Annotated in this window: 20 protein-coding genes; 11 read left to right on the forward strand and 9 right to left on the reverse strand. The window is 68.4% G+C overall.

Annotated features, from left to right (window positions below):
- The first annotated feature begins 103 nt into the window (after positions 1-103).
- Positions 104-2,209, forward strand: a complete 2,106-nt coding sequence (locus tag ACRYA2_RS04440; protein WP_433624594.1) for a thioredoxin domain-containing protein — start codon at positions 104-106, stop codon at positions 2,207-2,209.
- 19 nt (positions 2,210-2,228) lie between these two features.
- On the opposite strand, the gene ACRYA2_RS04445 is transcribed toward ACRYA2_RS04440, so the two are convergent.
- Positions 2,229-2,618 (reverse strand): thioredoxin family protein, encoded by a 390-nt coding sequence (locus ACRYA2_RS04445; RefSeq protein WP_433624596.1) that lies wholly within the window; start codon positions 2,616-2,618, stop codon positions 2,229-2,231.
- A gap of 153 nt (positions 2,619-2,771) precedes the next feature.
- Between ACRYA2_RS04445 and ACRYA2_RS04450 the strand changes: the two genes are divergently transcribed.
- The gene (locus ACRYA2_RS04450; protein ID WP_433624598.1) at positions 2,772-3,782 is read left to right on the forward strand and encodes a PLP-dependent cysteine synthase family protein; all 1,011 of its coding nucleotides are present in this window, start codon (positions 2,772-2,774) and stop codon (positions 3,780-3,782) included.
- Positions 3,783-3,856: 74 nt separating this feature from the next.
- Here ACRYA2_RS04450 and ACRYA2_RS04455 read toward each other — a convergent pair whose 3' ends face one another.
- The 4 genes from ACRYA2_RS04455 to cyaB form a co-directional block, all read right to left on the reverse strand.
- Positions 3,857-4,312 carry a DUF5804 family protein gene (locus ACRYA2_RS04455; RefSeq protein WP_433624600.1) on the reverse strand — a complete coding sequence of 152 codons (456 nt, stop codon included), beginning with the start codon at positions 4,310-4,312 and terminating at the stop codon, positions 3,857-3,859.
- 39 nt (positions 4,313-4,351) lie between these two features.
- On the reverse strand, positions 4,352-5,521 hold the full coding sequence (locus tag ACRYA2_RS04460; RefSeq protein ID WP_433624601.1) for a tRNA sulfurtransferase: 1,170 nt from the start codon (positions 5,519-5,521) through the stop codon (positions 4,352-4,354).
- 259 nt (positions 5,522-5,780) lie between these two features.
- Positions 5,781-6,992, reverse strand: coding sequence for a methionine adenosyltransferase (locus tag ACRYA2_RS04465; protein WP_433624603.1), 1,212 nt, complete (start codon positions 6,990-6,992; stop codon positions 5,781-5,783).
- A gap of 59 nt (positions 6,993-7,051) precedes the next feature.
- The gene (gene cyaB / locus ACRYA2_RS04470) at positions 7,052-7,654 is read right to left on the reverse strand and encodes a class IV adenylate cyclase (RefSeq protein WP_433624605.1); all 603 of its coding nucleotides are present in this window, start codon (positions 7,652-7,654) and stop codon (positions 7,052-7,054) included.
- Positions 7,655-7,800: 146 nt separating this feature from the next.
- Between cyaB and ACRYA2_RS04475 the strand changes: the two genes are divergently transcribed.
- The 5 genes from ACRYA2_RS04475 to ACRYA2_RS04495 all read left to right on the forward strand — a co-directional run bounded on the left by ACRYA2_RS04475 (position 7,801) and on the right by ACRYA2_RS04495 (position 13,844).
- Positions 7,801-9,102, forward strand: coding sequence for a polymer-forming cytoskeletal protein (locus ACRYA2_RS04475; protein WP_433624607.1), 1,302 nt, complete (start codon positions 7,801-7,803; stop codon positions 9,100-9,102).
- Between the two features lie 169 nt (positions 9,103-9,271).
- Positions 9,272-10,120 carry an electron transfer flavoprotein subunit beta/FixA family protein gene (locus ACRYA2_RS04480; protein WP_433624609.1) on the forward strand — a complete coding sequence of 283 codons (849 nt, stop codon included), beginning with the start codon at positions 9,272-9,274 and terminating at the stop codon, positions 10,118-10,120.
- Positions 10,121-10,122: 2 nt separating this feature from the next.
- Positions 10,123-11,754: an electron transfer flavoprotein subunit alpha/FixB family protein gene (locus ACRYA2_RS04485; protein ID WP_433624611.1), complete on the forward strand. Its 1,632-nt coding sequence runs from the start codon at positions 10,123-10,125 to the stop codon at positions 11,752-11,754.
- 57 nt (positions 11,755-11,811) lie between these two features.
- Positions 11,812-13,485, forward strand: a complete 1,674-nt coding sequence (locus ACRYA2_RS04490) for an FAD-dependent monooxygenase (protein ID WP_433624613.1) — start codon at positions 11,812-11,814, stop codon at positions 13,483-13,485.
- The gene (locus tag ACRYA2_RS04495; RefSeq protein WP_433624615.1) at positions 13,482-13,844 is read left to right on the forward strand and encodes a DUF8055 family protein; all 363 of its coding nucleotides are present in this window, start codon (positions 13,482-13,484) and stop codon (positions 13,842-13,844) included. The genes ACRYA2_RS04490 and ACRYA2_RS04495 overlap by 4 nt, the downstream gene beginning before the upstream one ends.
- Before the next feature lie 23 nt (positions 13,845-13,867).
- Here the strand turns inward: ACRYA2_RS04495 and ACRYA2_RS04500 are convergent, their stop codons facing one another.
- Positions 13,868-14,263 (reverse strand): DUF2267 domain-containing protein, encoded by a 396-nt coding sequence (locus tag ACRYA2_RS04500; protein WP_433624617.1) that lies wholly within the window; start codon positions 14,261-14,263, stop codon positions 13,868-13,870.
- A 158-nt stretch (positions 14,264-14,421) separates the two neighbouring features.
- Here ACRYA2_RS04500 and ACRYA2_RS04505 point away from each other — a divergent pair, with 158 nt between their 5' ends.
- A complete protein-coding gene (locus ACRYA2_RS04505) occupies positions 14,422-14,688 on the forward strand; it encodes a DUF5827 family protein (RefSeq protein ID WP_433624619.1) in 267 nt (88 codons plus the stop codon).
- Positions 14,685-15,479 carry an ATPase gene (locus ACRYA2_RS04510; RefSeq protein ID WP_433624621.1) on the forward strand — a complete coding sequence of 265 codons (795 nt, stop codon included), beginning with the start codon at positions 14,685-14,687 and terminating at the stop codon, positions 15,477-15,479. Before ACRYA2_RS04505 ends, ACRYA2_RS04510 begins: the two co-directional genes overlap by 4 nt.
- Before the next feature lie 7 nt (positions 15,480-15,486).
- Here ACRYA2_RS04510 and ACRYA2_RS04515 read toward each other — a convergent pair whose 3' ends face one another.
- A complete protein-coding gene (locus ACRYA2_RS04515; protein ID WP_433624623.1) occupies positions 15,487-16,065 on the reverse strand; it encodes an MBL fold metallo-hydrolase in 579 nt (192 codons plus the stop codon).
- 111 nt (positions 16,066-16,176) lie between these two features.
- Between ACRYA2_RS04515 and ACRYA2_RS04520 the strand changes: the two genes are divergently transcribed.
- Positions 16,177-16,830: a hypothetical protein gene (locus ACRYA2_RS04520; protein WP_433624625.1), complete on the forward strand. Its 654-nt coding sequence runs from the start codon at positions 16,177-16,179 to the stop codon at positions 16,828-16,830.
- Here ACRYA2_RS04520 and ACRYA2_RS04525 read toward each other — a convergent pair.
- Positions 16,827-17,312, reverse strand: a complete 486-nt coding sequence (locus ACRYA2_RS04525; RefSeq protein WP_433624627.1) for an Lrp/AsnC family transcriptional regulator — start codon at positions 17,310-17,312, stop codon at positions 16,827-16,829. The genes ACRYA2_RS04520 and ACRYA2_RS04525 overlap by 4 nt on opposite strands.
- Before the next feature lie 119 nt (positions 17,313-17,431).
- Between ACRYA2_RS04525 and ACRYA2_RS04530 the strand changes: the two genes are divergently transcribed.
- Positions 17,432-18,106 carry an METTL5 family protein gene (locus ACRYA2_RS04530; RefSeq protein WP_433624629.1) on the forward strand — a complete coding sequence of 225 codons (675 nt, stop codon included), beginning with the start codon at positions 17,432-17,434 and terminating at the stop codon, positions 18,104-18,106.
- Between the two features lie 30 nt (positions 18,107-18,136).
- On the opposite strand, the gene ACRYA2_RS04535 is transcribed toward ACRYA2_RS04530, so the two are convergent.
- A complete protein-coding gene (locus tag ACRYA2_RS04535) occupies positions 18,137-19,786 on the reverse strand; it encodes a rhomboid family intramembrane serine protease (RefSeq protein WP_433624631.1) in 1,650 nt (549 codons plus the stop codon).
- Positions 19,787-19,826: the final 40 nt, after the last annotated feature.

Here is a 19,826-nt window from a genome sequence, read left to right on the forward strand (position 1 = left end):
CCGATATGAGGAGTGTGGCGAACTGCGTCGGGGTCGCCACCGGCGGACGGGCCGCCTTCGGCGAAGTAACGGTTTTACGTGGCGCGACGCCCAAGGTCCGCCCATGACCGACCCGACGAGCCGAAACCGACTGGACGAGGAGGAGAGTCCCTATCTCCGCCAGCACGCCGACAACCCGGTTCACTGGCAGCCATGGGACGACGCGGCACTCGAAGCGGCGCGGGAGCGCGACGTCCCCATCTTCCTCTCTATCGGCTACTCGGCCTGCCACTGGTGTCACGTGATGGCGGAGGAGAGCTTCGAGGACGAGGAAGTCGCGGAAGTGTTGAACGACGGGTTCGTGCCGATCAAGGTCGACCGCGAGGAGCGACCCGACCTCGACTCGCTGTACATGACCATCTGCCAGCAGGTGACCGGCCACGGCGGCTGGCCGCTCTCCGCGTGGCTCACGCCGGACGGCAAGCCGTTCTACGTCGGCACGTACTTTCCGAAGGAGGCCAAGCGTGGCCAGCCGGGATTCGTCGACGTGCTGGAGAACGTCCGACGGTCGTGGCAGCAGGACAGGGAGGAGGTCGAGAACCGGGCCGAGCAGTGGGCGAACGCCATCGAGGGCGAACTGGAGTCGACGCCGGCGGCCGGCGACGCGCCGGGAAGCGACCTGCTCGACACCGCCGCCGGGCAGGCGGTCCGGAGCGCCGACCGCGAGTACGGCGGCTTCGGAACGAACGGGCCGAAGTTCCCCCAGACCGGGCGAATCCACCTCCTGCTGCGCGCCGCCGACCGGACGGGGACGGCCCAGTACCGCGACGTGGCCCTCGAAGCGCTGACCGCGATGGCCGACGGTGGTCTCTACGACCACGTCGGCGGCGGCTTCCACCGCTACGCCACCGACCGCGAGTGGATCGTTCCGCACTTCGAGAAGATGCTCTACGACAACGCCGAACTCTCGCGGTGTTACCTCGCGGGCTACCAGGTGACCGGCGGCGAGCGGTACGCCAGCGTCGCACACGACACGTTCGGGTTCGTCGAGCGCGAGATGCGCCACCCCGACGGCGGGTTCTACAGCACGCTCGACGCCAGAAGCGAGGGCGAGGAGGGGAAGTTCTACGTCTGGACTCCCGAACGGGTGCGCGAAGCGGTGGAGACCGACCTCATGGCCGACCTCTTCTGCGACCGCTACGGCGTCACGGAGTCCGGCAACTTCGAGGGGTCGACGGTGTTGACGGTCAGCGAGTCCATCGACGCGCTCGCCGAGGAGTACGACCTCCACGGGAGCGAGACGGTTGAACTGCTGGACGAGGCACGCCGCCAGGCGTTCGAGGCGCGCAGCGAGCGCCCCCGGCCCGCCCGCGACGAGAAGATTCTCGCCGGCTGGAACGGGCTGATGATATCCGCGCTCGCCGAGGGCGGCCTCGTGCTGGACGAGGCGTACGCGGACCTCGCGGTCGACGCCCTGGAGTTCGCTCGTGAACGCCTCTGGGACGACGAGGCCGGGAAACTCCACCGGCGGTTCAAGGAGGGTAACGTGGGCATCGACGGCTACCTCGAGGACTACGCGTTCCTCGCCCGGGGGGCGCTGGACTGCTACCAGGCGACTGGCGACGTCGACCACCTTGGGTTCGCTGTCGATCTGGCGCGCGCCATCGAGTCGGAGTTCTGGGACGACGACGCCGGGACGCTGTACTTCACGCCCGAGAGCGGCGAGCGCCTGGTCGCCCGGCCCCAGGAGCTCTCGGACCAGTCCACGCCGTCCAGCCTCGGCGTCGCCGTCGACACCCTGCTCTCGCTATCGCATTTCGTCCCGCACGAGCGGTTCGCCGACGTGGCCGAACGCGCCCTCGAAACCCACGCCAGGACGGTCGAATCCAACCCCCTCCAGCACGCGACGCTCTCGCTGGCTGCGGACCGTTACGCCGGGGGGTCGCTCGAGATGACCGTCGTCGCCGACGAACTGCCGGAGCGGTGGCGCGGGCGCATCGCCGAGGCGTACCTTCCGACCCGCCTCCTCTCGCGCCGCCCGCCGACGGAGGAGGGACTGGCCGCGTGGCTGGACGCTCTCGACCTCGACGAAGCGCCACCCGTCTGGGCGAACCGGGAGCAGGAGAACGACGAGCCGACGCTGTACGTCTGTCGCTCGTTCACCTGTTCGCCGCCCGTGACGGACGTCGACGCCGCGCTGGAGTGGGCGGCCGACCTCGCACCGGAGTAGCGGAAAAGCAGTCGCGCCGTCAGGCCAGCACGTTCGCGTCTATCATCTGCCGGGCGAGGTAGTCCGCGGCCGGGCGCTCCTCTTCCTCCTCGAAGCGCGCGACTTCCTCGCTTTCCTCGCCGTCCTCACCCTGACGCTCGACGACGATGGTCGGAATGAGTTCGACGTCGTACTCCTCGACCAGTTCGCCGTCCTTGTTCTCGTCGACCTCGTGGACTTGCACCCTGTCCTCCGAGACGCCGGCGGCGTTCAGCGCCGCGAAGAAGTCGGGGAGCTCCGAGTGACAGTCTCCACACCAGTCCGCGCCCCAGACGTGGTAGGACACCTCGCCGATGGCGGCCTCGAACGCGTCGACCGTCTCGCTGTGTTCCGCCGCGTCCCACGTGGGATTCGGTTCGGTCATTTCCATGTCCCCGGATTTGGACCCGACGTAGTTAAGTGCGCGCCTTGCGGCACGGTATCGAGCGCGGCACGGACTGTCACGGACGTTAGTGTACGTACTTCCGGCACCGACTGCCGCTGTCCGCTAGGGGTTTACGTTCGCACGTCCTACCGTGGACCAATGAAAGAGAGCATCCTGGACGCCGTGGGGTCGCCGCTCGTCCACGTCAGCTCTCCCGAAGGAGCGACCGTCGCGGCGAAGGTCGAGGCGTTCAACCCGGGCGGGTCGGCGAAGGACCGCCCGGCCCAGGCGATGGTCACGGCCGCCGAACGGGCGGGCGAACTCTCGCCGGGCGACCGCATCGTCGAACCGACGAGCGGGAACACCGGTATCGGCCTCGCTATCGTCGCCGCCGCGCGGGGGTACGACCTCACCATCGTCATGCCCGAGTCGAAGTCACCGGAGCGACGGCAGGTGATGGCCGCCTACGGTGCGGACATCGAACTCGTCTCCGGCGACATGGAGGCGGCTCGCGACCGCGCCGACCGACTCACCGAGGAGACGGGCGCGATACAGCTCGGCCAGTTCGAGAATCCGGCGAACGCCGAGGCGCACTACCGGACTACCGCCGAGGAGATACTGGACCAGGTGGACGGCCGCGAAGTCGACGCCCTCGTCGTGAGCGTCGGCACCGGCGGCACCATCACCGGCACCGCCTCCCGGCTGCTGGAGGAGTTCCCGGACATGGAGGTCGTCGCGGTCGAACCGGAGCGCAACGCCGTGCTCTCGTCCGGCGAGTCCGGCGACGACGACTACCAGGGGATGGGACCGGGCTTCGTCTCCGACCTGCTCGAAACCGACCTCGTGGACGCCGTGGAGACGGTCGCGCTGGAGGACGCCGAGGACGAGTGCCGCAGACTCGCCCGAGAGGAGGGTATCCTCGTCGGTCAGTCCTCCGGCGCGGCGAGCGTCGCCGCGACCCGGGTCGCCGAGCGCATCGCGGAACCCGAACTCGACTGCCCCGAGGTGCCCGACGACTGGAGCGAGGTGGCGAGCGACGCGGACGGCGAGAACGACGCCACGGTGTCGTCCGACGGCGGCGCCGAGCAGGGGTACGACGACTGCCCGCTCGTCGTCACCGTCTTCCCCGACAGCGGCGAGCGCTACCTCTCGACCGGCATGTTCGACTGACACCGTCTCCGACGCAACCGCGGTCGACGACGTATCCGCATCGCTCGGCGTCGCGTGCGCCCGGCGGGAGACGCTCAGTTCCTGAACTCCGATTCGGTGACCCGGACGACGAGCGTCTCGGGGACGTCCTGGAGGTCGTACTCCGGGACCTCGCCGTCGGCCCGGGCGACGTACATCGGTTCGACGAGTTCCCCCTCGTCGGTGACGCCGTACACTTCGAGCAGGGCGTCGGTCTCGGCGGGCCGGACCTCGCCGTCCCGGATGGACGCGGCGAGGTCCCTGGAGAGCCACTCCTCGTCGCTGACGCTCGGTTCTCGGACGATGGCGTCGTCGGCGAACCGGACGAGATACCAGTTCAGGTCGTTCAGCAGCGAGACGGCCGCGCCGAGGCTGATGGTCTCCAGTTCGAGGCAGTTGCGGTACGGCTCCCGGAGGTCGTAGGTCGCGAGGGCGTCGCGCGCCGTCTCCCGGGAGAGGAGTTCAGCACGCAGGTCCACGTCGTCGGAGCCGACGAGACAGACGCGAGTCACTGTCGATGGGTTCGGACGGCGGACCAAAGCGATTTCGACTTAGACGTCGACCAGTTCGACGTTCGCGGCGGCCTCCCGGGCGCGCTTGAAGAGGTCGTCCGGTTCGGCGTTCTCGACTATCCCCAGCGTCGCGTTCGTCTCCGGGAAGTCGGGCGCGACGCGGTTGCAGCCGGCGGGAATCGTCGAGTCCCGGAACGTGCCGATATCGCGCGCGCGGTCCGTTATCTCCGTCTTGTCCATCGTGAGCAGCGGCCGATGGACGGGGAGGTCGGTCGCCGCGCTCGTGACGCCGAGGTTGCGCGCGGTCTGGCTGGACTTCTGGCCGATGGCCTCGCCCGTGACGATGCCGCAGGCGTCGACGTCGCGGGCGACGTGTTCCGCGACGCGGTACATGAACCGGCGGTAGACGAGCATCCTGGCCGGTCCGACCTCCTCGACCAGCAGGTCCATCACGTCGCCGGCGGGCACCTTCCGGACGGTCACGTCGAAGTTCGGCGCGTACGCAGAGAGTCGCCGGACCGTCTCCATCGCGCGGGCCTCGTGGTCCGGGCCGCCGTAGTCGCCGAGGTCGAGGTAGACCGGGACGACCGGCGACCCGCGTTTCATCACCTCCCAGAGGGCGACGGGCGAGTCGATGCCGCCGCTGACGAGGCCGACGACGGGTGCCTGGCTGCCGAGCGGGAGTCCGCCCGGCCCCGCCTGCTTCTCGACGAAGACGAACGCCTCGGACTCGCGCACCTCCACCCGGAACGTCGTGTCGGGGTCTTCGAGGTCCACCGCGGGGTCGTCGACGGCGTTCCAGACCGCCTCGCCGCCCTGCCGTTCCACGTCCTCGCTGGTGAACGGCAGGCTCTTGTCCGCCCGACGGGCGCGCACGGCGAACGTGTCGCCGTCGTACAGCGTTCGGGCGGCGTCGGCGAGCGCGCTCCTGATGGCGTCGAGGTCAGGGTCGACGACCACTGCGGCGCTGGCCGACCGCACGCCGAACGTGTCGGCCGCGGCGTCGGTCGCCGCGTCGACGTTCTTCTCGTCCGCGTGGACGAGCAGGCGCGACCACCGCCGTTCCACGTCGGCGTCGACGCCCCGCGAGTCGAGCAGCGCCGCGAGATTGTCCCGGAGCCGCCGCTCCATCTCCGTTTGGACCTTGCCGCTCTTCACGCCCACGTCGGCGTGCCGGACGAGGACCGTGTCGGCTCCTGGCGGATACACGTGCGGAGATAGTCAGGTGGCGAATAAACGGCCTTCGGTTCCGGCGACGACTCGACGGGCTGGACCTCGCCGTCCTCGGTACGTCCGCTCACCGCCTCCCGTCCGGCGTGAGTTCGGGACGCTCCCCGACGAACCGGCGACGGAACTCGACTGCATCGTGTTGCTCGTCCACCCCCTCGAACCGCGACGTCACATCTTCCTCAGGTATCTACTCGACCGCGTGGCGTTCTGGGAGGCCATCGTTCGACGAGCCGCGCGGTCAGAACGTCCGCAGTTCGCCGTCGATGACCGACTCCGTTATCGAGGTCACGTCGGCGAGTTCGCGGTCGACGATGTCGACGACGTCATCCTCGATGTCCGAGAAGCCGACGCCCTCCTCCGGGACGACCTCGGCGTCCGCGATGTGGGGCTGGTCGATGGGACGACCGATCTGGGAGAGGAGTCGAATCCGAAGGTCGCGGATGCCCGCTACCTCGTCGACGACGGACTTGGCGATTTCCGTGCCCAGCAGGTTGTATATCTTCCCGATGTGGTTGACCGGGTTCTTCCCCGAAGTGGCCTCCATCGACATCGACCGATTGGGGGTGATGAGTCCGTTCGCGCGGTTGCCGCGGCCGACCGAGCCGTCGTCGCCCATCTCCGCGCTCGTGCCGGTCGTCGTCAGGTAGATGTTCTCCTCGTCCGCACCCTCGGTGTCGGCGGTGTTGACGTGGACGGTGACCTCGCGGTCGGTGTACTCGTCGGCGACCGAGCGGACGTAGTCCCGAACGGCCTCGACGACGGCGTCGTACTCTGCACGGTCGGAGACGTGCTGGTCGATCATCGCGGCGGCGACGGTCACGTCGATGTGGTCGCGCTGGCGTTTGCCCATTATCTTCACGTCCGGGCCGAGTACGGGGTTCTCGGCGGCGAACTCGGTGTTGAGGCGTCGTTCCGCGTTCAGGACGATCTGTTCGGTCTCGGTGAGCGGTGCGTGTCCGACGCCGAAACTCGTGTCGTTGGCCATCGGAACGGTCGCGCCGTCTTCGCCGAACACCTCCTGGAGGTCACCGCTCCCCTCGCCGAGTTTCACGTCGAGGATGACGTCGGTACCCACGTCGAGTTCCGGAATCTGTTCGCGCAGGTACTCGCGGGCGGCGTCGAGCGCGATGGTCTCGGCCGGAATCTTGGTCCCCTCGTACTCCTTGGTCGCACGACCGACGATGAGCACGTAGATGGGTTCTATCATCTCGCCGCCGCCGAACTGCGGGTTCGCGTTCCCCGCGACGAGCTGCGTCTCGTCGGTGTTGTAGTGCAACACTTTCCCGACCCGGTCGAGGTACGCCTGTGCGAGCGCGCGGGAGACGCTCTCGGCGATACCGTCGCAGATGGAGTCGGGGTGGCCGATACCCTTTCGCTCGACGATCTCGATCTCCTGATCTTCGACTGCCCGCCGGTCGATGGGTTCGACCTGAATGTTCCGCTCGGTCATTATCGCAGGTTCACAGCCGTAGAATCTATAACTTGCGGAAACGGTTCGCCGCGCTCGTATTACTCGCTCGCATCTTCGTCCGCGAGGAGCAGGCCGAGGTACGAGGTTCGAATCTGTTCGTCCGGGTCGAGACCCAGGTCGTCGAGGACCGCGTACGCACCCTCGCGGGCCGCTTCGATGTCGGACTCGTCGGCTTCGACCTCGACCTCCACGAACTCGCCGAGGTCGTCGACCGCGTCGAGCGTGACGGTGTACCCGTCGAGTTCGTAGTACTCGCGCTCCTTGCGCACGGTCGCCGCCGGGTCGAATCCCAGCGCGTCGAACACGTCGTGGGCCGACTCGGCGTCAACGACGCCGGTCTCGACCTCGCGGCGCGTCTTCGACTCCTCCTCGACCAGCGGTCCCTTGTACGTGACCACCTCCTCGTCGTGCCGGTCGTCCGCGCCGGCGCGCTCGTCGCCCGCCGCGTCGCCCTCGCCCCGCGCTCTCCGGCGCTGCCGGCGCACGCGCAGCGCCTCGTCCGTCTCCGCGAACTCGCGGTGCGGGGCGTCGTAGTAGACGTCCTCCTGGACGACCCGTCCGACGGGCGTCGCGCCGAGTTCGTCCAGGCGCTCCCGGACGTCGTCGTGGTCGGCGCGCACCTTCACTTCGACCTCGTACATGGTCGGAGCGAGGCGTGTCAGGGTCAAAAGCCCTGTGCGACTCGCCGGAGACGAGCGACGGCGACCGCCGCGGCGGGACCGTCACGACAGACGCGCGTCTGACGCTCTCGGGAAGTTTATTACGAGTGGCTCGAAGAGATACTGTTGTGTCGCTCCGCTCCGACCCACTCGACGAACTGTCGATTCCCGACGAGACCACCGTCGAAGAACACGACCTCGTGACCGACAGCGACGTCATCGTCGGCGCGCAGAGCACCGTCGAGTTCGGCGTGCGCGGAAACAACGTCCTCGCGGGCGAGCGAGTGACGTTCGGCGGTCACATCGAGGCGGAAGAGGACTGTCGCCTCGACCTCTGGTGCGACGTGGACGGCGACGTGCTCGTCGGCCAGGACGCCTACCTCGGCGAGCGCGTCCACGTCTCCGGGCAGTTGATGGTCAGCGGCGACCTGGACATCGGCGACGACGTCCAGATAGACGACGGGTTCGAGGCGAACGGCTGGATAGTCATCCGGAATCCGATGCCGACCATCGTCTTCCTCTTCGTCTACCTGTCCCAGCTGCTCCGCATCGGCGAGGAGGAAGCCGCCGAGAGCCTCGTCGACGAGATGCTGGAGGGAGCCGAGGCGGACCCGCTGGTCGTCCCGCGGAACGCGAGCGTCAACGACGACGCCTGGCGCGTCTCGACGCCGGCGACCATCGGCGACGACTGCCGCCTCCACGGCAACGTCCGCGCCGAGGAGATAGCGGTCGGGGCGGACAACGAGGTGTTCGGCAGTCTCCGCGCCCGCGGCGACATCGTCGTCGGCGAGGGCACCCGCATCCACGGCGACGTGACGACCCGGAACGGGACGGTCGTCCTCGAAGCCGACGCCGAGGTGCTCGGGGACGTCTCCTGCAACGACCTGCGGTTCCACGAGAACGCGACCGCCGACGGGACGATGCGCGCCAGCGGGGAGATGACGATGATACGGGAGCGGGGGCGTCAGCCGACCCACGCCGAAGAGACGGACGAGACCGGCGCGGAGCAGGCGGAGGGCGCGGCCTCGCCCGACGATATCGACGCCGACGGAGCGTCGGAACCGGGCGAGGCCGATTCGGACCACTCCGCGTCGACCGACGGTAGCGAAGGGGAGTCGGGCGAGGACGAGACGGCCACCCCGGACGCGACGGGGGCGGGCGAAACCGCCGGCGACGACGGGTCCGTACGCGACGACGGCGAGACCGAGGAGTCCCGGTCGTCCGCCGGCGAGACCGACGCGACCGGAGACGACGCGACTGGTGACGCCAGCGACGACGCGACCGGCGGGGTGGACGGCTCCGACGGGAGCGACGAAGCTGACGATTCCGCGGACGACAGAGCCGACGACTCCGAGAGCGACGCTCACGAGGAGTCCGTCGTGCCGGAGCCCAAGCGGCCGGACGGACCCGGAACCACCTCCGGGGCGTAGGCTCCGACCGGTTTCGAGCTACTTACCGCTCGAGCGACAGCACCGGCCAGAGTCGACGGTGGGTCTGCGTGTCGGTTCTCTGTTGATTTGGCGACAATATAATAAAGAATGCGCGAGTTGGTACCGAGTGCCGCATGAAAGACAGACATACACAAGGGACGTGGTATCGATGCACTCGGTCGTGTTGACCAAAGGCGTGCCGGACTTCCGCGAGGGACAGGTGTCGTTCGACGAGGACGGCCACCTCGAACGCGGAAAGACGCCCACGGTGATGAACCCGAACGACGAGTACGCACTGCAGGCCGCCCTCCAGACGAAGGTGAAACACGGGGGGACGGTCAGTGCGATGAGCATGGGACCGCCGGGGTACGGCGACGTGCTCCGGGAGGCGATGACGGTCTACGCCGACGACTGCTACCTGCTCTCGGACCGCGAGATGGCGGCCGCCGACACCTGGGCGACCGCCATCACGCTCAGCGCGGGAATCGAGAAAATCGGGAATCCGGACGTCATCTTCGCCGGGTTCAAGACCGCCGACGGGGAGACGGGCCAGACCGGTCCGCAGACGGCGTGGTGTCTTGACCGCCCCATCGTCACGCACGTCGTCGCCATGGAGGTCGACGAGGACGAGCGCCGCGTTCGCGCGAAGCGCCTCGTCGAGGGCGACGTCGACGAGATAGAGACGGTGGAGGCGCCGCTCCCGGCGTTCATCGTTCCCGACCCCGAGTTCGAGGCGTCCTACCGGAAGGCCGAACATCGGCTCCGGCGCAAGCAACTGAAAGCCGAAACCGAAGAACGCGCCGAGAACCACGAGGAACACATGACGACGTGGGACCACGCGGCCCTGAACCTGGACCCGGACTACATCGGGCTGGACGGGTCGCCCACCATCGTCTCCGGGGTGGACCCCATCCCAAAGGCTCCGGCAGAGCGCGACGCGACCGTGGTCGACCCGGACGACGAGGCGGCCATGGGCGACGTCGTCGAGACGATGCAGACGTTCGCGGGGGGTGACTGACCGTGGCGGACCTCGACCCCGACGAGCACACCGTCGACGAACTCGAATCGGAGGTCCAGTCCGTCGACGACCCCGGCGCGCTCGACGACTTGCTGACCGACGAGGAAGAAGGGAAGAACCGCGAGACAGCGAAGGAGGCCATCCAGGCCCGCATCGACGAGTTGCAGGAGGAAACCGAGGGCGGCGACGCCGCGGGCGACACAGACCACGAGGAGGAGTACGCGGACGCCGGCGAGCGCGGCGACGACGAGAGCGAGGAAGCGGCGGAAGCGGGGAGCGACGAGGAGGACGCCGAGAGCGGAGGCGAGGAGGAAGAGGCCGGGGGAGAAGACGAAGCCGGAAGCGACGACGAGGAGGAAGAGGACGGCCTCGACCGCCCGACGGCGGACAAGAAACACGTCCGGGCGCTGGAAGACGGCGTCTACCGGGACATGTACGTCTACTGCGAGACGCAGGCCGGCGAACTGCTCGACGTGTCGAAGGAGATGCTCGGCAAGGCCCGCGAGCTGATGGACGGGTACGCCGAGGACTACGGCCCGCCGGACGACGGCGGACCGAGCGACGAGGAGCGCGTCGTCGCCGTCCTGGTCGGCGACGAGATGGAAGCCCTCGCCGAGGAGGCGGTCGCCTACGGCGCGGACGTAGCGGTGTACCACGAGGACGACCGGCTGGAGCGGTTCCGGCACAAGCCCTACACAGAGATAGTCGCCGACGTGGCGCGTGGCGGGTCGCCGCCGGGCGAACCGGCGGGCGACGACCAGCCCGACTGGCGCGACTACGACAAGCCCCGGTACTTCCTCTTCCCGGCGACGAACAACGGTCGCGACCTCTCCGCGCAGGTGCAGGGCGAACTCGACTCCGGGCTGGCCAGCGACTGCTCGGGGCTGTTCATCGAGAACGAACTCATCACGAACCCCGTGAAGACGGGCGAACCCGGCGAGAAGGTGGAGTTCGAGCGCGTCCTCCACATGAAGCGCCCCGACTTCTCCGGCTTCGAGTACTCCACCATCCTGTGTCTCGACAACCCCGACCGCGAGTTCCACCCGCAGGGCTGTTCGGTCATCCCGGGGAGCTTCGAGGCGATGGACCCCGACTTCGACCGCGAGGGGCTCGTCGTCGAACACGACCTCGAACTGGCCGACGACTGGTTCCGCGTCGAGGTTCCGGAGTGGGACACCCTCGACGCGGGCATCGACCTCACCGGCAACGAGGTGGTCGTCGCGGTGGGTCGCGGCATCGGCGACGACCCCACTCGGGGGCTCGAACTGGCGCTCGACCTCGTGGACGCATTCGACGACGCCGACCTCGGACTCTCCCGGGGGGTCGTCACCGCCTCCTACGACGTCGACGGACACGTCGAACAGTATGTCACGGAGGAGCGCCAGATCGGCGAGACGGGCCAGGTCATCGAACCCGACCTGTACGTCGCTGCGGGCATCAGCGGTGCCATCCAGCACAAGGTCGGGATGGACGAGTCCGAAACTATCGTTTCGATCAACACCGACCCCGAGGCCGACATCCAGGACTTCTCCGACTACTTCGTCAAAGGCGACCTCTTCGACGTGCTCCCCCGCCTCACCGAGGCCGTCGAGGCGGGCGAACTGGACGCGGTCACTGCCGAGGACGATGACTGACGAACGCACGACGACTGCGAACGCGACGACCGAGAACTGCAAGCGAGGAACACGACGATGACCGAGGAACACGAACACTACGAGGCTGTCGTGGTCGGAGCCGGACCGGGCGGAGCGGCGGCGGCCGCGACACTGGCACAGAACGGTATCGAGACGCTCGTCCTCGAACGCGGCGTCGAGGCCGGGGCGAAGAACGTCTCCGGGGGCCTCATCTACGCCGAGGAGTCCGCCCCCTACACCATCGACTCCCTGTTCCCCGGCTTCCGCGAGGAGGCGACCGAGCGACCCATCACGAACTACCGCCTCCACAACGTCGCCGGGGAGAAGGTGAAGACGTTCGACATCACCGACCTCCACGAACACGACACGGAGTGGTCCGACGCCGTCCTCCGGCGGCACATGGACTCGTGGCTCGAAGACCGGATCCACAAGAAGACGAAGGAGACGGGCGGCGGCCTGCTGACCGACGTCAGGGTGAACGGCCTGCTCCGCGAGAACGGCAAGATAGTCGGCGTCACCTGCGACGAACTCGACCCCATCCGTGCGGACTTCGTCGTCGCCGCGGACGGCGTCAACAGCGAACTCGCGCGCGACGCCGGCCTGATGGACTGGGAGGAGCCCGAAGAGTGGTTCCAGGGCGTCAAGGCCGTCATCGACGTCCCGGAGGAGGTCATCGCGGAGCGGTTCGACGTCGACGGCGACGAGGGCGAGGCCCACCTCTTCTCGGGCGACCTGTTCGAGGGCGTCCGCGGTGGCGGCTTCCTCTACACGAACGACGACTCGCTGTCCATCGGGACCGTCTTCCACCTCGACAGCCTCGTCGACGAGCGCGCGGAACCGCACGAACTGCTCGACAACCTGCTCACCCACCCCCTCCTCGCCCAGTGGCTCGACGGTCACTACGACGAGGTGGAGTACTCGGCGAAGCTCGTCCCCGACTCGAAGAAGGCGGCCCACCCCGAACCGCATCGCGGCCGCCTCGCCGTCGTCGGCGACGCCGCCGGCCAGATGCAGGCCCAGGGCCCCATCATCAAGGGCATGAACCACGCCGTGACGGCGGGCGCGCTGGCCGGCGAGGCGTTCGCCGAGGCCAGCATGCGCGGCGACCCAGACGCTGCCGGCCAGCTCTACTCGAAGAAGCTGGGCGAAGAGGGCGTGATGAAGAAGCTCCGGCCGCCCCAGTACCGGCTGGCGCGGACGCTCGGCGAGAACGACACCGTCACGGACCTCGCGGAGAGCGTCCTCACGTCCGGACTCGGCCGGGCCGTCCTGCGGGCCGGCCCCGTCGCCGACCGGCTGGAGAACCTCTACAGTTCGCCGTTCCTCTCGATGATGATTCCGGACACGACGACGCCGTACGTCACGCTGCCGACCGTCATCGCCGAGGAACTCGGCACCCGGGTCAGCGACGAGAGCGACGTCGAGCCCAAGAGCCTCGCCGACCGCATCGGCGACCTGACCTACGACACGGATGTGGGCAACCCCCACATTGAACTGCGCGACAGGTCGTTCGAGGCCAGCGGCGCGGCCGTGACCGCCTGTCCGGTCAGCGCCGAGGACTTCGGCGGCGGCTGCTACCGCGCCGAGACGGTCGGGACGAACGGCGACGAGGAGACGGTCGTCAGCCTCGACACCCAACCGTGCGTCGAATGCGGCACCTGCGCCATCGTCGCCGACACCGACTGGGAGCACCCCCGGGGCGGCAAGGGGGTCGAGTTCCGGGAAGGATGAGCGAATACCGCGACCGCATCGCCGTCCTCGCCGAGCGCTCTCGGGCCGACCGCGAGGCGTTCGAAGCGCCCGAGAACCCGCCCGACGAGGAGCGAGCCCTGTCGTATCTCCGTGACGGCGTCGGTGACGTCGTCTCGGTGTACGTCGACGGGCGCACCGGCGAGTTCGCCGCCTTCGACGAGGTGGAGATGTCGATGCTGGAGCGGGCACTGAACAACTGGTTCGAACTGTACGCCCGCTGTTACGGCGAGACCATCGAGGCGGAGTTCACGGTGCGAGAGGTCGCGGAACTCGTAATCGACACGCACGACGTCTCCGACGTCGCGCAACTGCTGACCCACGTCCCAGAGCGACGATAGGGACTCGCCCGGAAACCGCGGCGTTACTCGACCGCGTCCCCCGCGTCGACGAGTTCCCAGAGCTGGTCGAAGTCGTCAGGTAGCTGGTCGCGAACCTGCTGGAGTTCCCCCTCCGGGACGACCTCTGCGACGAGGCTCACGACGGCCTCCGCGTAGTAGTTCGCGTCCTCCCGGTTCACGTTCGCGCGCTCGGCCACGCGGGAGACGAACTCGTCGTAGTCGAACCGCTGCCCGGAGTCGGCGTTCTCCAGGTACCAGTCTATCTCCATCGGGAGCGGGCCGGCGAGGTCCTGCGCTTCCCCCTCCTGCAGGCGCTCGCCAAGCGTCGTCAGTACCGCGCGAATCGCCCGCACGGTCTTTCCCTGCGTTCCCAGTTCGAGTCGGTGTTGCGTCTGGCCGATGAACTCACTGTAATCCATGTTTCTCCCCCACCGGATACAGGTCATCCCTGTACAAATATCGCATGGCGGCGAGGGGTCAGAACGTCGCACCCCACCGAAGCGGGGCGCGCCGTCTAGCCGCGAGCCGCTGCGCGCGATTCGGGACGTTTTAGCGGCGGACGCTCGTACCCTCGCGCATGCCCAAGCCGAAAGACGACTTCGACCGGCTCCACCCCTGCGACTTCTACGAGCCGGACGAACTGCTCGACCCGGACCTGATGTACACCGTCTACGAGATAGCGCGCCTTCTCCAGGGCCTCGATGCCGACGCGGAACTCGACGTCGCGGACGAGGAGATACTGCTCGACTGGGCGATACCGTGGATAATGCGCAACTCGGAGCAACTGGTCGTCGCCGAACCGCCGTCCGACGAGGAGCCGGGGTACTATGGCCTGAAGACATGAGGCTGCTAGTCGTCGGGAGCGACCGCGTCGACGCCGGCAAGACGACGTTCACCGTCGGCCTGCTGGAGCACGTGGACGGCGTCGGGTTCAAACCACGCGCCGGCAACGACTACTGGTTCGACCACGACGACGTTCGCGAGGCCGTCGGCGAGGGGCGACTCTACGGCAAGGACGCCAGGCGAATCGCGGCCGCCAGCAGGGGCGACCTCGCACCGGAGGACGTCAACCCGGTCCACCGGCTCTGGCAGCCCTCGCCCGGCCCCGATTCGGGGTTGCTCGGGCAGTCGCGCCGGGAGTTCCTCGTCGACCGCGTCGGCGACGGCTTCCTCGCGAACGAGACCGCCGCAGTGCCCGAGTTCGTCCGCCGGCACCTCCCGCTGGGTGACGCCGCGTCGGTCGGGTCGCTCGCGGAGTTGAACGACCGGACCGAGAAGCGCCACCTGCCCCACTTCCGGGCGCTCGCGGAGCGCGTCCGCGAGGCGGACCGGGCGATCGTCGAGTCGTACAGTGACATCGCCCGGCCTATCCGGAACGTCGAATTCGACGCGGTCGCCGTGGTCGAACCGCGCCGCGTCAGGGCGTACGACGGCGAACGGTTCGACAAGGCCTGCGACGTGGCCGACGGTAGCCCCCGCGACGGTGCGCTGGAGGAACGCGTCGAGGACGTCGTCGACCTGCTCGACCCCGCCGCCGTCGAATCGCTCGCACCGCTGTCCGGCGTCGAACGCTCGGACCCAGCGGCGGTCGCGTCGGCCTACGAGAACGCCTACGAGGCGCTGCTGTCGGTTTGAGGAGAGGTCAGCGCATCCGGGCGGCCTTCGACGCGAGTTCCACGTCGTGGTAGGGGTTCGTCGTCACGCTCGGGCCGTGGCCGGTGTGCATCCCACGGAGGTCCTCGTCTATCGCTCCGAGCACGCGGTCGATGCTCTCGACCAGCGCGTCACGGTCGCCCTCTTCGAGGTCCGTGCGGCCGAAGCTCCCGTTCTGGAATACGAGGTCCCCCGCGAACAGCACCCCCGCCTCGGACGAGTAAAAGCAGAGGTGGTCGTCCTTGTGCCCCGGCGTGTGGAGCGCGCGGTAGTCATGGTCGCCGATGGGGACGTCCTCGCCGTCCTCGATGCGGTGGTCGACGCCGGGTTGGTCGACGTCGAACCCCCATGCTTCGGCGTCGTAGGCGGCCTTCACGTCGACGACGTTGCCGACGTGGTCGGGATGCGTGTGGGTGAGGACGACGGCGTCCAAATCCTCGACGCGCTCCTCGATGCGTTCGACCACATCGAAGTTCGCACCGGTGTCCACGAGCACGGTGCGCTCGCCGTCCACGAGGAAGGCGTTGCTCGTGAACGACTGGACGCCCGCCGCGACGTTGCGAATCATGTCGCGGAGTTGGGCGCGGCGTCGTTTCCCGTTTTCGTTCCGTCGTTCGGGCGGCCCCGCCCGCGACTCCGGGTAGCCAGAGTTTTTAACCACTCGCTCGAATGGGTGGGCGTGAAGCGTCGTAGTTTCCTTCGGGCCGGAGTGGTGGGCGTCCTGAGCGCGACCGCCGGCTGCACCAGCGCCGCGGTGGGGACCAATCAGGGGCGCGTGGTGTCGAAGACGGTCCTCGCCGGAGGTCTGCCGATAGCGGAGGACCGTCCGGGCAAGTTCTCGGTTCGCGAGGGGTACGCCGGAGCGTCCAACTCCACCGAGAGCGAGGTGAACACGATAAGTAGCACGACCACGGACAGTAGGACCACGGACGGCGAACCGTCCGGTACGACCTCCGAGGATGGAACCACGAGCTGGAACGCCAGCGACGGGAACGAGGGCGGCGGCGAGGGCGGGACGACGCTCAGCGCCGGCAACCTCACGGTCGGCGAGGAGTTCGCGAACCATCTCCGGAAGGAATTCGGGTCGCTCGCGTTCGTGGTCTCCATCGTGCACTACAAGACGGCCTGGCCCAACGAGGCGAAGGTCGGCGAGCACAAGCGTTACACCACCTACCGGTCGCTGTTCAACCGCATTCAGGTCGGCGAGAGCATCACGTTCCAGCCGGACCCGACCAGCACGTCGACGCTGAGTTCCGTCTCCTGCGTCGCGAAGGACCGCGAGTCGCTGCAGGTCCGGTGTTCGACGGGCGACAACGACGGGTCCCCGGTCTAATCCTCCGCGAGTTCGTCGACGAGCGTGTCGAGGCTGTAGCTCTGGAGCACGCGGTGGGAGTCCCGGAGCGTCGAGATGACGAACGTCGAGTAGGTGCGTTCGACCTCGTCGATGGTCTCGAAGTCGCTGATGAGTCGCTCGACCATCTCTCTGTCGGAGAGATGGGCGACGAGGATGAAGTCGGTCTCGCCCATCGTGAAGTACGCCTGCGTGACGCCCTCGACCTCCAGCAGCTCCTCTCCCACGTCCTCGTACGTGCCGCTGTAGTCGGCCAGGACCTCCACGACGACCGTGACGCCGAGGCCGAACTTCTCGAGGTCGATGTCGTAGAGGTCGTTCTCGATGATGCCCTCGTCCCGGAGATTGTTCAGCCGGTAGTGGATGGTCGAGACCGGGATGTCCGTCGCCTCGTGAAGCACCTCGGGACTCCCGGTTTCGAGGTCCGAGATAGCCTTCAGGAGCGTGATGTCGCGTTCGTCCATCGCTCTCCCGTTGTCGTTCGGGATAATTAACGTCGGCCCTTCGCGGTCGTCTACCGTGAGACCGTCGTTCGCTCGCGGGAATCCGAACACTGACCTGCGCCGCCGCCCTCGACGTCGGTATGTCGAAGCGCGCGCTCGAACGCCGCCTCGCCGAGGTCCGGGGCTTCGAGGACCCCCGGGTAGAACTGGAGCAGTACCCCACCCCGGCCGACCTGGCGGCGCACCTCGTCCACCTCGCGGACGTGCACGGTGACGTCGCCGGGAGGACGGTGGTCGACCTCGGCGCGGGAACCGGCGTGCTCGCGCTCGGGGCCGCGACCCGCGACCCCGCTCGCGTCGTGGCCGTCGACGTCGACGAGGTCGCCCTCAACCGCGCCCGCGAGAACGAGCGCAGGGTCGCGCCCGCGGTCGGCGTCGACTGGGTCCGGGGCGACGCGACTCGCCCGCCACTGTGTTCCGCCGGACGAGGCGCGGACGCCGGGGTGACGGTGCTGATGAACCCGCCGTTCGGCGCACAGCGGGGCAACGAGCACGCCGACCGCGCGTTCCTCGACGCCGCGGCGTCGCTCTCCGACGTCTCCTACTCGATACACAACGAGGGGAGCCGCGAGTTCGTCGAGGCGTTCGCAGGGGACGCGGGCGGGGAGGTGACCCACGCGTTTCGCGCGGAACTGCCGCTCGAACGGCAGTTCGCGTTCCAGCAGGAGCAGCGGCGAGTGCTCGACGCCGAAGTGTTCAGGGTCGAGTGGCCGCCGTCGTCGACGAGCGACGGGGGGAGTCGGGGTAAGCGGTGAGAGCCGTCCGAGTCGCGCAACGTGGGCTAGTCAGTTGTAGCTCTCCTTCTTCGCCACGCGAACCCGGGTGTCGTCGACCCGGGCGTAGATGACGCCGTTCTCACGGGTGAACTGGACCCCCTCGACCGACACGGTGACGTTGGCCGTCGGCAGCGGCCGGGAGGCGACCGTCGTGCTACCGTTGGTGAGCCGCAGGCGGAACGGGTTCTTCCGGGGGTCGTCCGCCGGAACGATGGAGACGTTCATGCCCGCCACCACGGGGTCGGCCGTCGCCGGTTCGGAGGCGTACGCGTGACGCCACCCGTCGTCGGCCGGACGCAACCAGACCTGGTACGCGGCGCCGCCGCCGACCGCCGACCAGCCGATGCGTCGCGCGAACACCGTCTCGGCCCAGCCGACCCCGCCGACGCGGACGGCCCTCCTTCCGGCGAACGCCAGCTGTCCTTTGGTCACCTCGCGGGTCCACACCTCCCGCTCCTCGTTGACGACGATGACGCCGCTGGTGTCGACGCTGGTCGTCTCCCCGCCGACTGAGACGTCGACCACGCTCACCTTCTGGTTCGGTACGTCCTCGGCGTACAGTACGGTGTAGTCGCGCACCTGCACGCCGGTCACACCTTCGACGTTGCCGTCGCCCTGGACGGTCGTGAGGTTCACCGGCGCCGCGACGCCGGCCATGACGATGAGCGGAACGAACACCAGGACGGTCCCCGCCTGCCGCGCGCCCGGTCCGAACGAGGTAGCGTCGTGGGTCCGTACCGCGAACGTGACGAGCGTGGCCAGCGCCAGCACGAATACGATGCCCAGCCCGCGGAACAGGACGTACGTCTCGACGCCCCGGTACCACCACAGCGCCCAGAGCGACAGCGACGTCGCCACCAGCAGCGTCCCTGTCCACGTCCGGAGCGCCGGCGGCGCGGCCCGGTCGCGGAACCGGAGGACGAGCAGGCCGGCGACGACCCCGAGGAAGAAGCCGAGCGCGTGGCCCTGGACGGCGATGCCGAACCACCAGGGTTTCGAGTAGCTGGCGCTGGCACCCTGAACTATCAGCGGGCTCTGGAGCGCCTGGTAGACCGTCTGGACGACGCCCTGGGCCGACAGCGCGACGACCGTCCCCAGCGGATACCGGACGAGCGCGAACCCGATGAACGCGAACAGAACGCCGGAGAACCCGATGATGGGACCCCAGGCGAACAGGCTGGTGCAGATCCCGACGACGCCGACGCCGAGTGGGAAGAGAACGAACGCGCGAAGCCAGGGGTTCGTCCGCCACGAGCCGAACGACTGCTCGCCGCGCCGGGTCGGGTAGTGTCCGACGTAGTACTCCGCCAGCGGCGCGACGGCGAGCGTGCTCGTCACGTTCCCCAGCAGGTGTCCCGGCCCGGCGTGGGAGAACGGCCCGAGCACGACGCCGAGCGGGTAGAGGTACGACCAGGACGCGAACGCGACCGTGACGGGGTTGCGCCAGTGCTCCCAGCCGTGCTGGACGAACAGGTACACGCCGACGACGAAGGTGACCGAGACCAGCGTTCCCCAGGGGACGCCGAGCAGGAACCGCTTCCGCAGCCTCGCACTCCAGCGACCGTTCGGACGGTCCAGCGCCCAGACGACGAGCAGCGAGACGACCAGGCCGACCGGGATGGCGACCCGTATCGGCCATCCGTCGAACGGAGAAGCCATACGCGGACTGTGTGACCACGGGGATATAAATGAACACGTA

Source organism: Halomicrococcus pelagicus, from assembly GCF_050954125.1.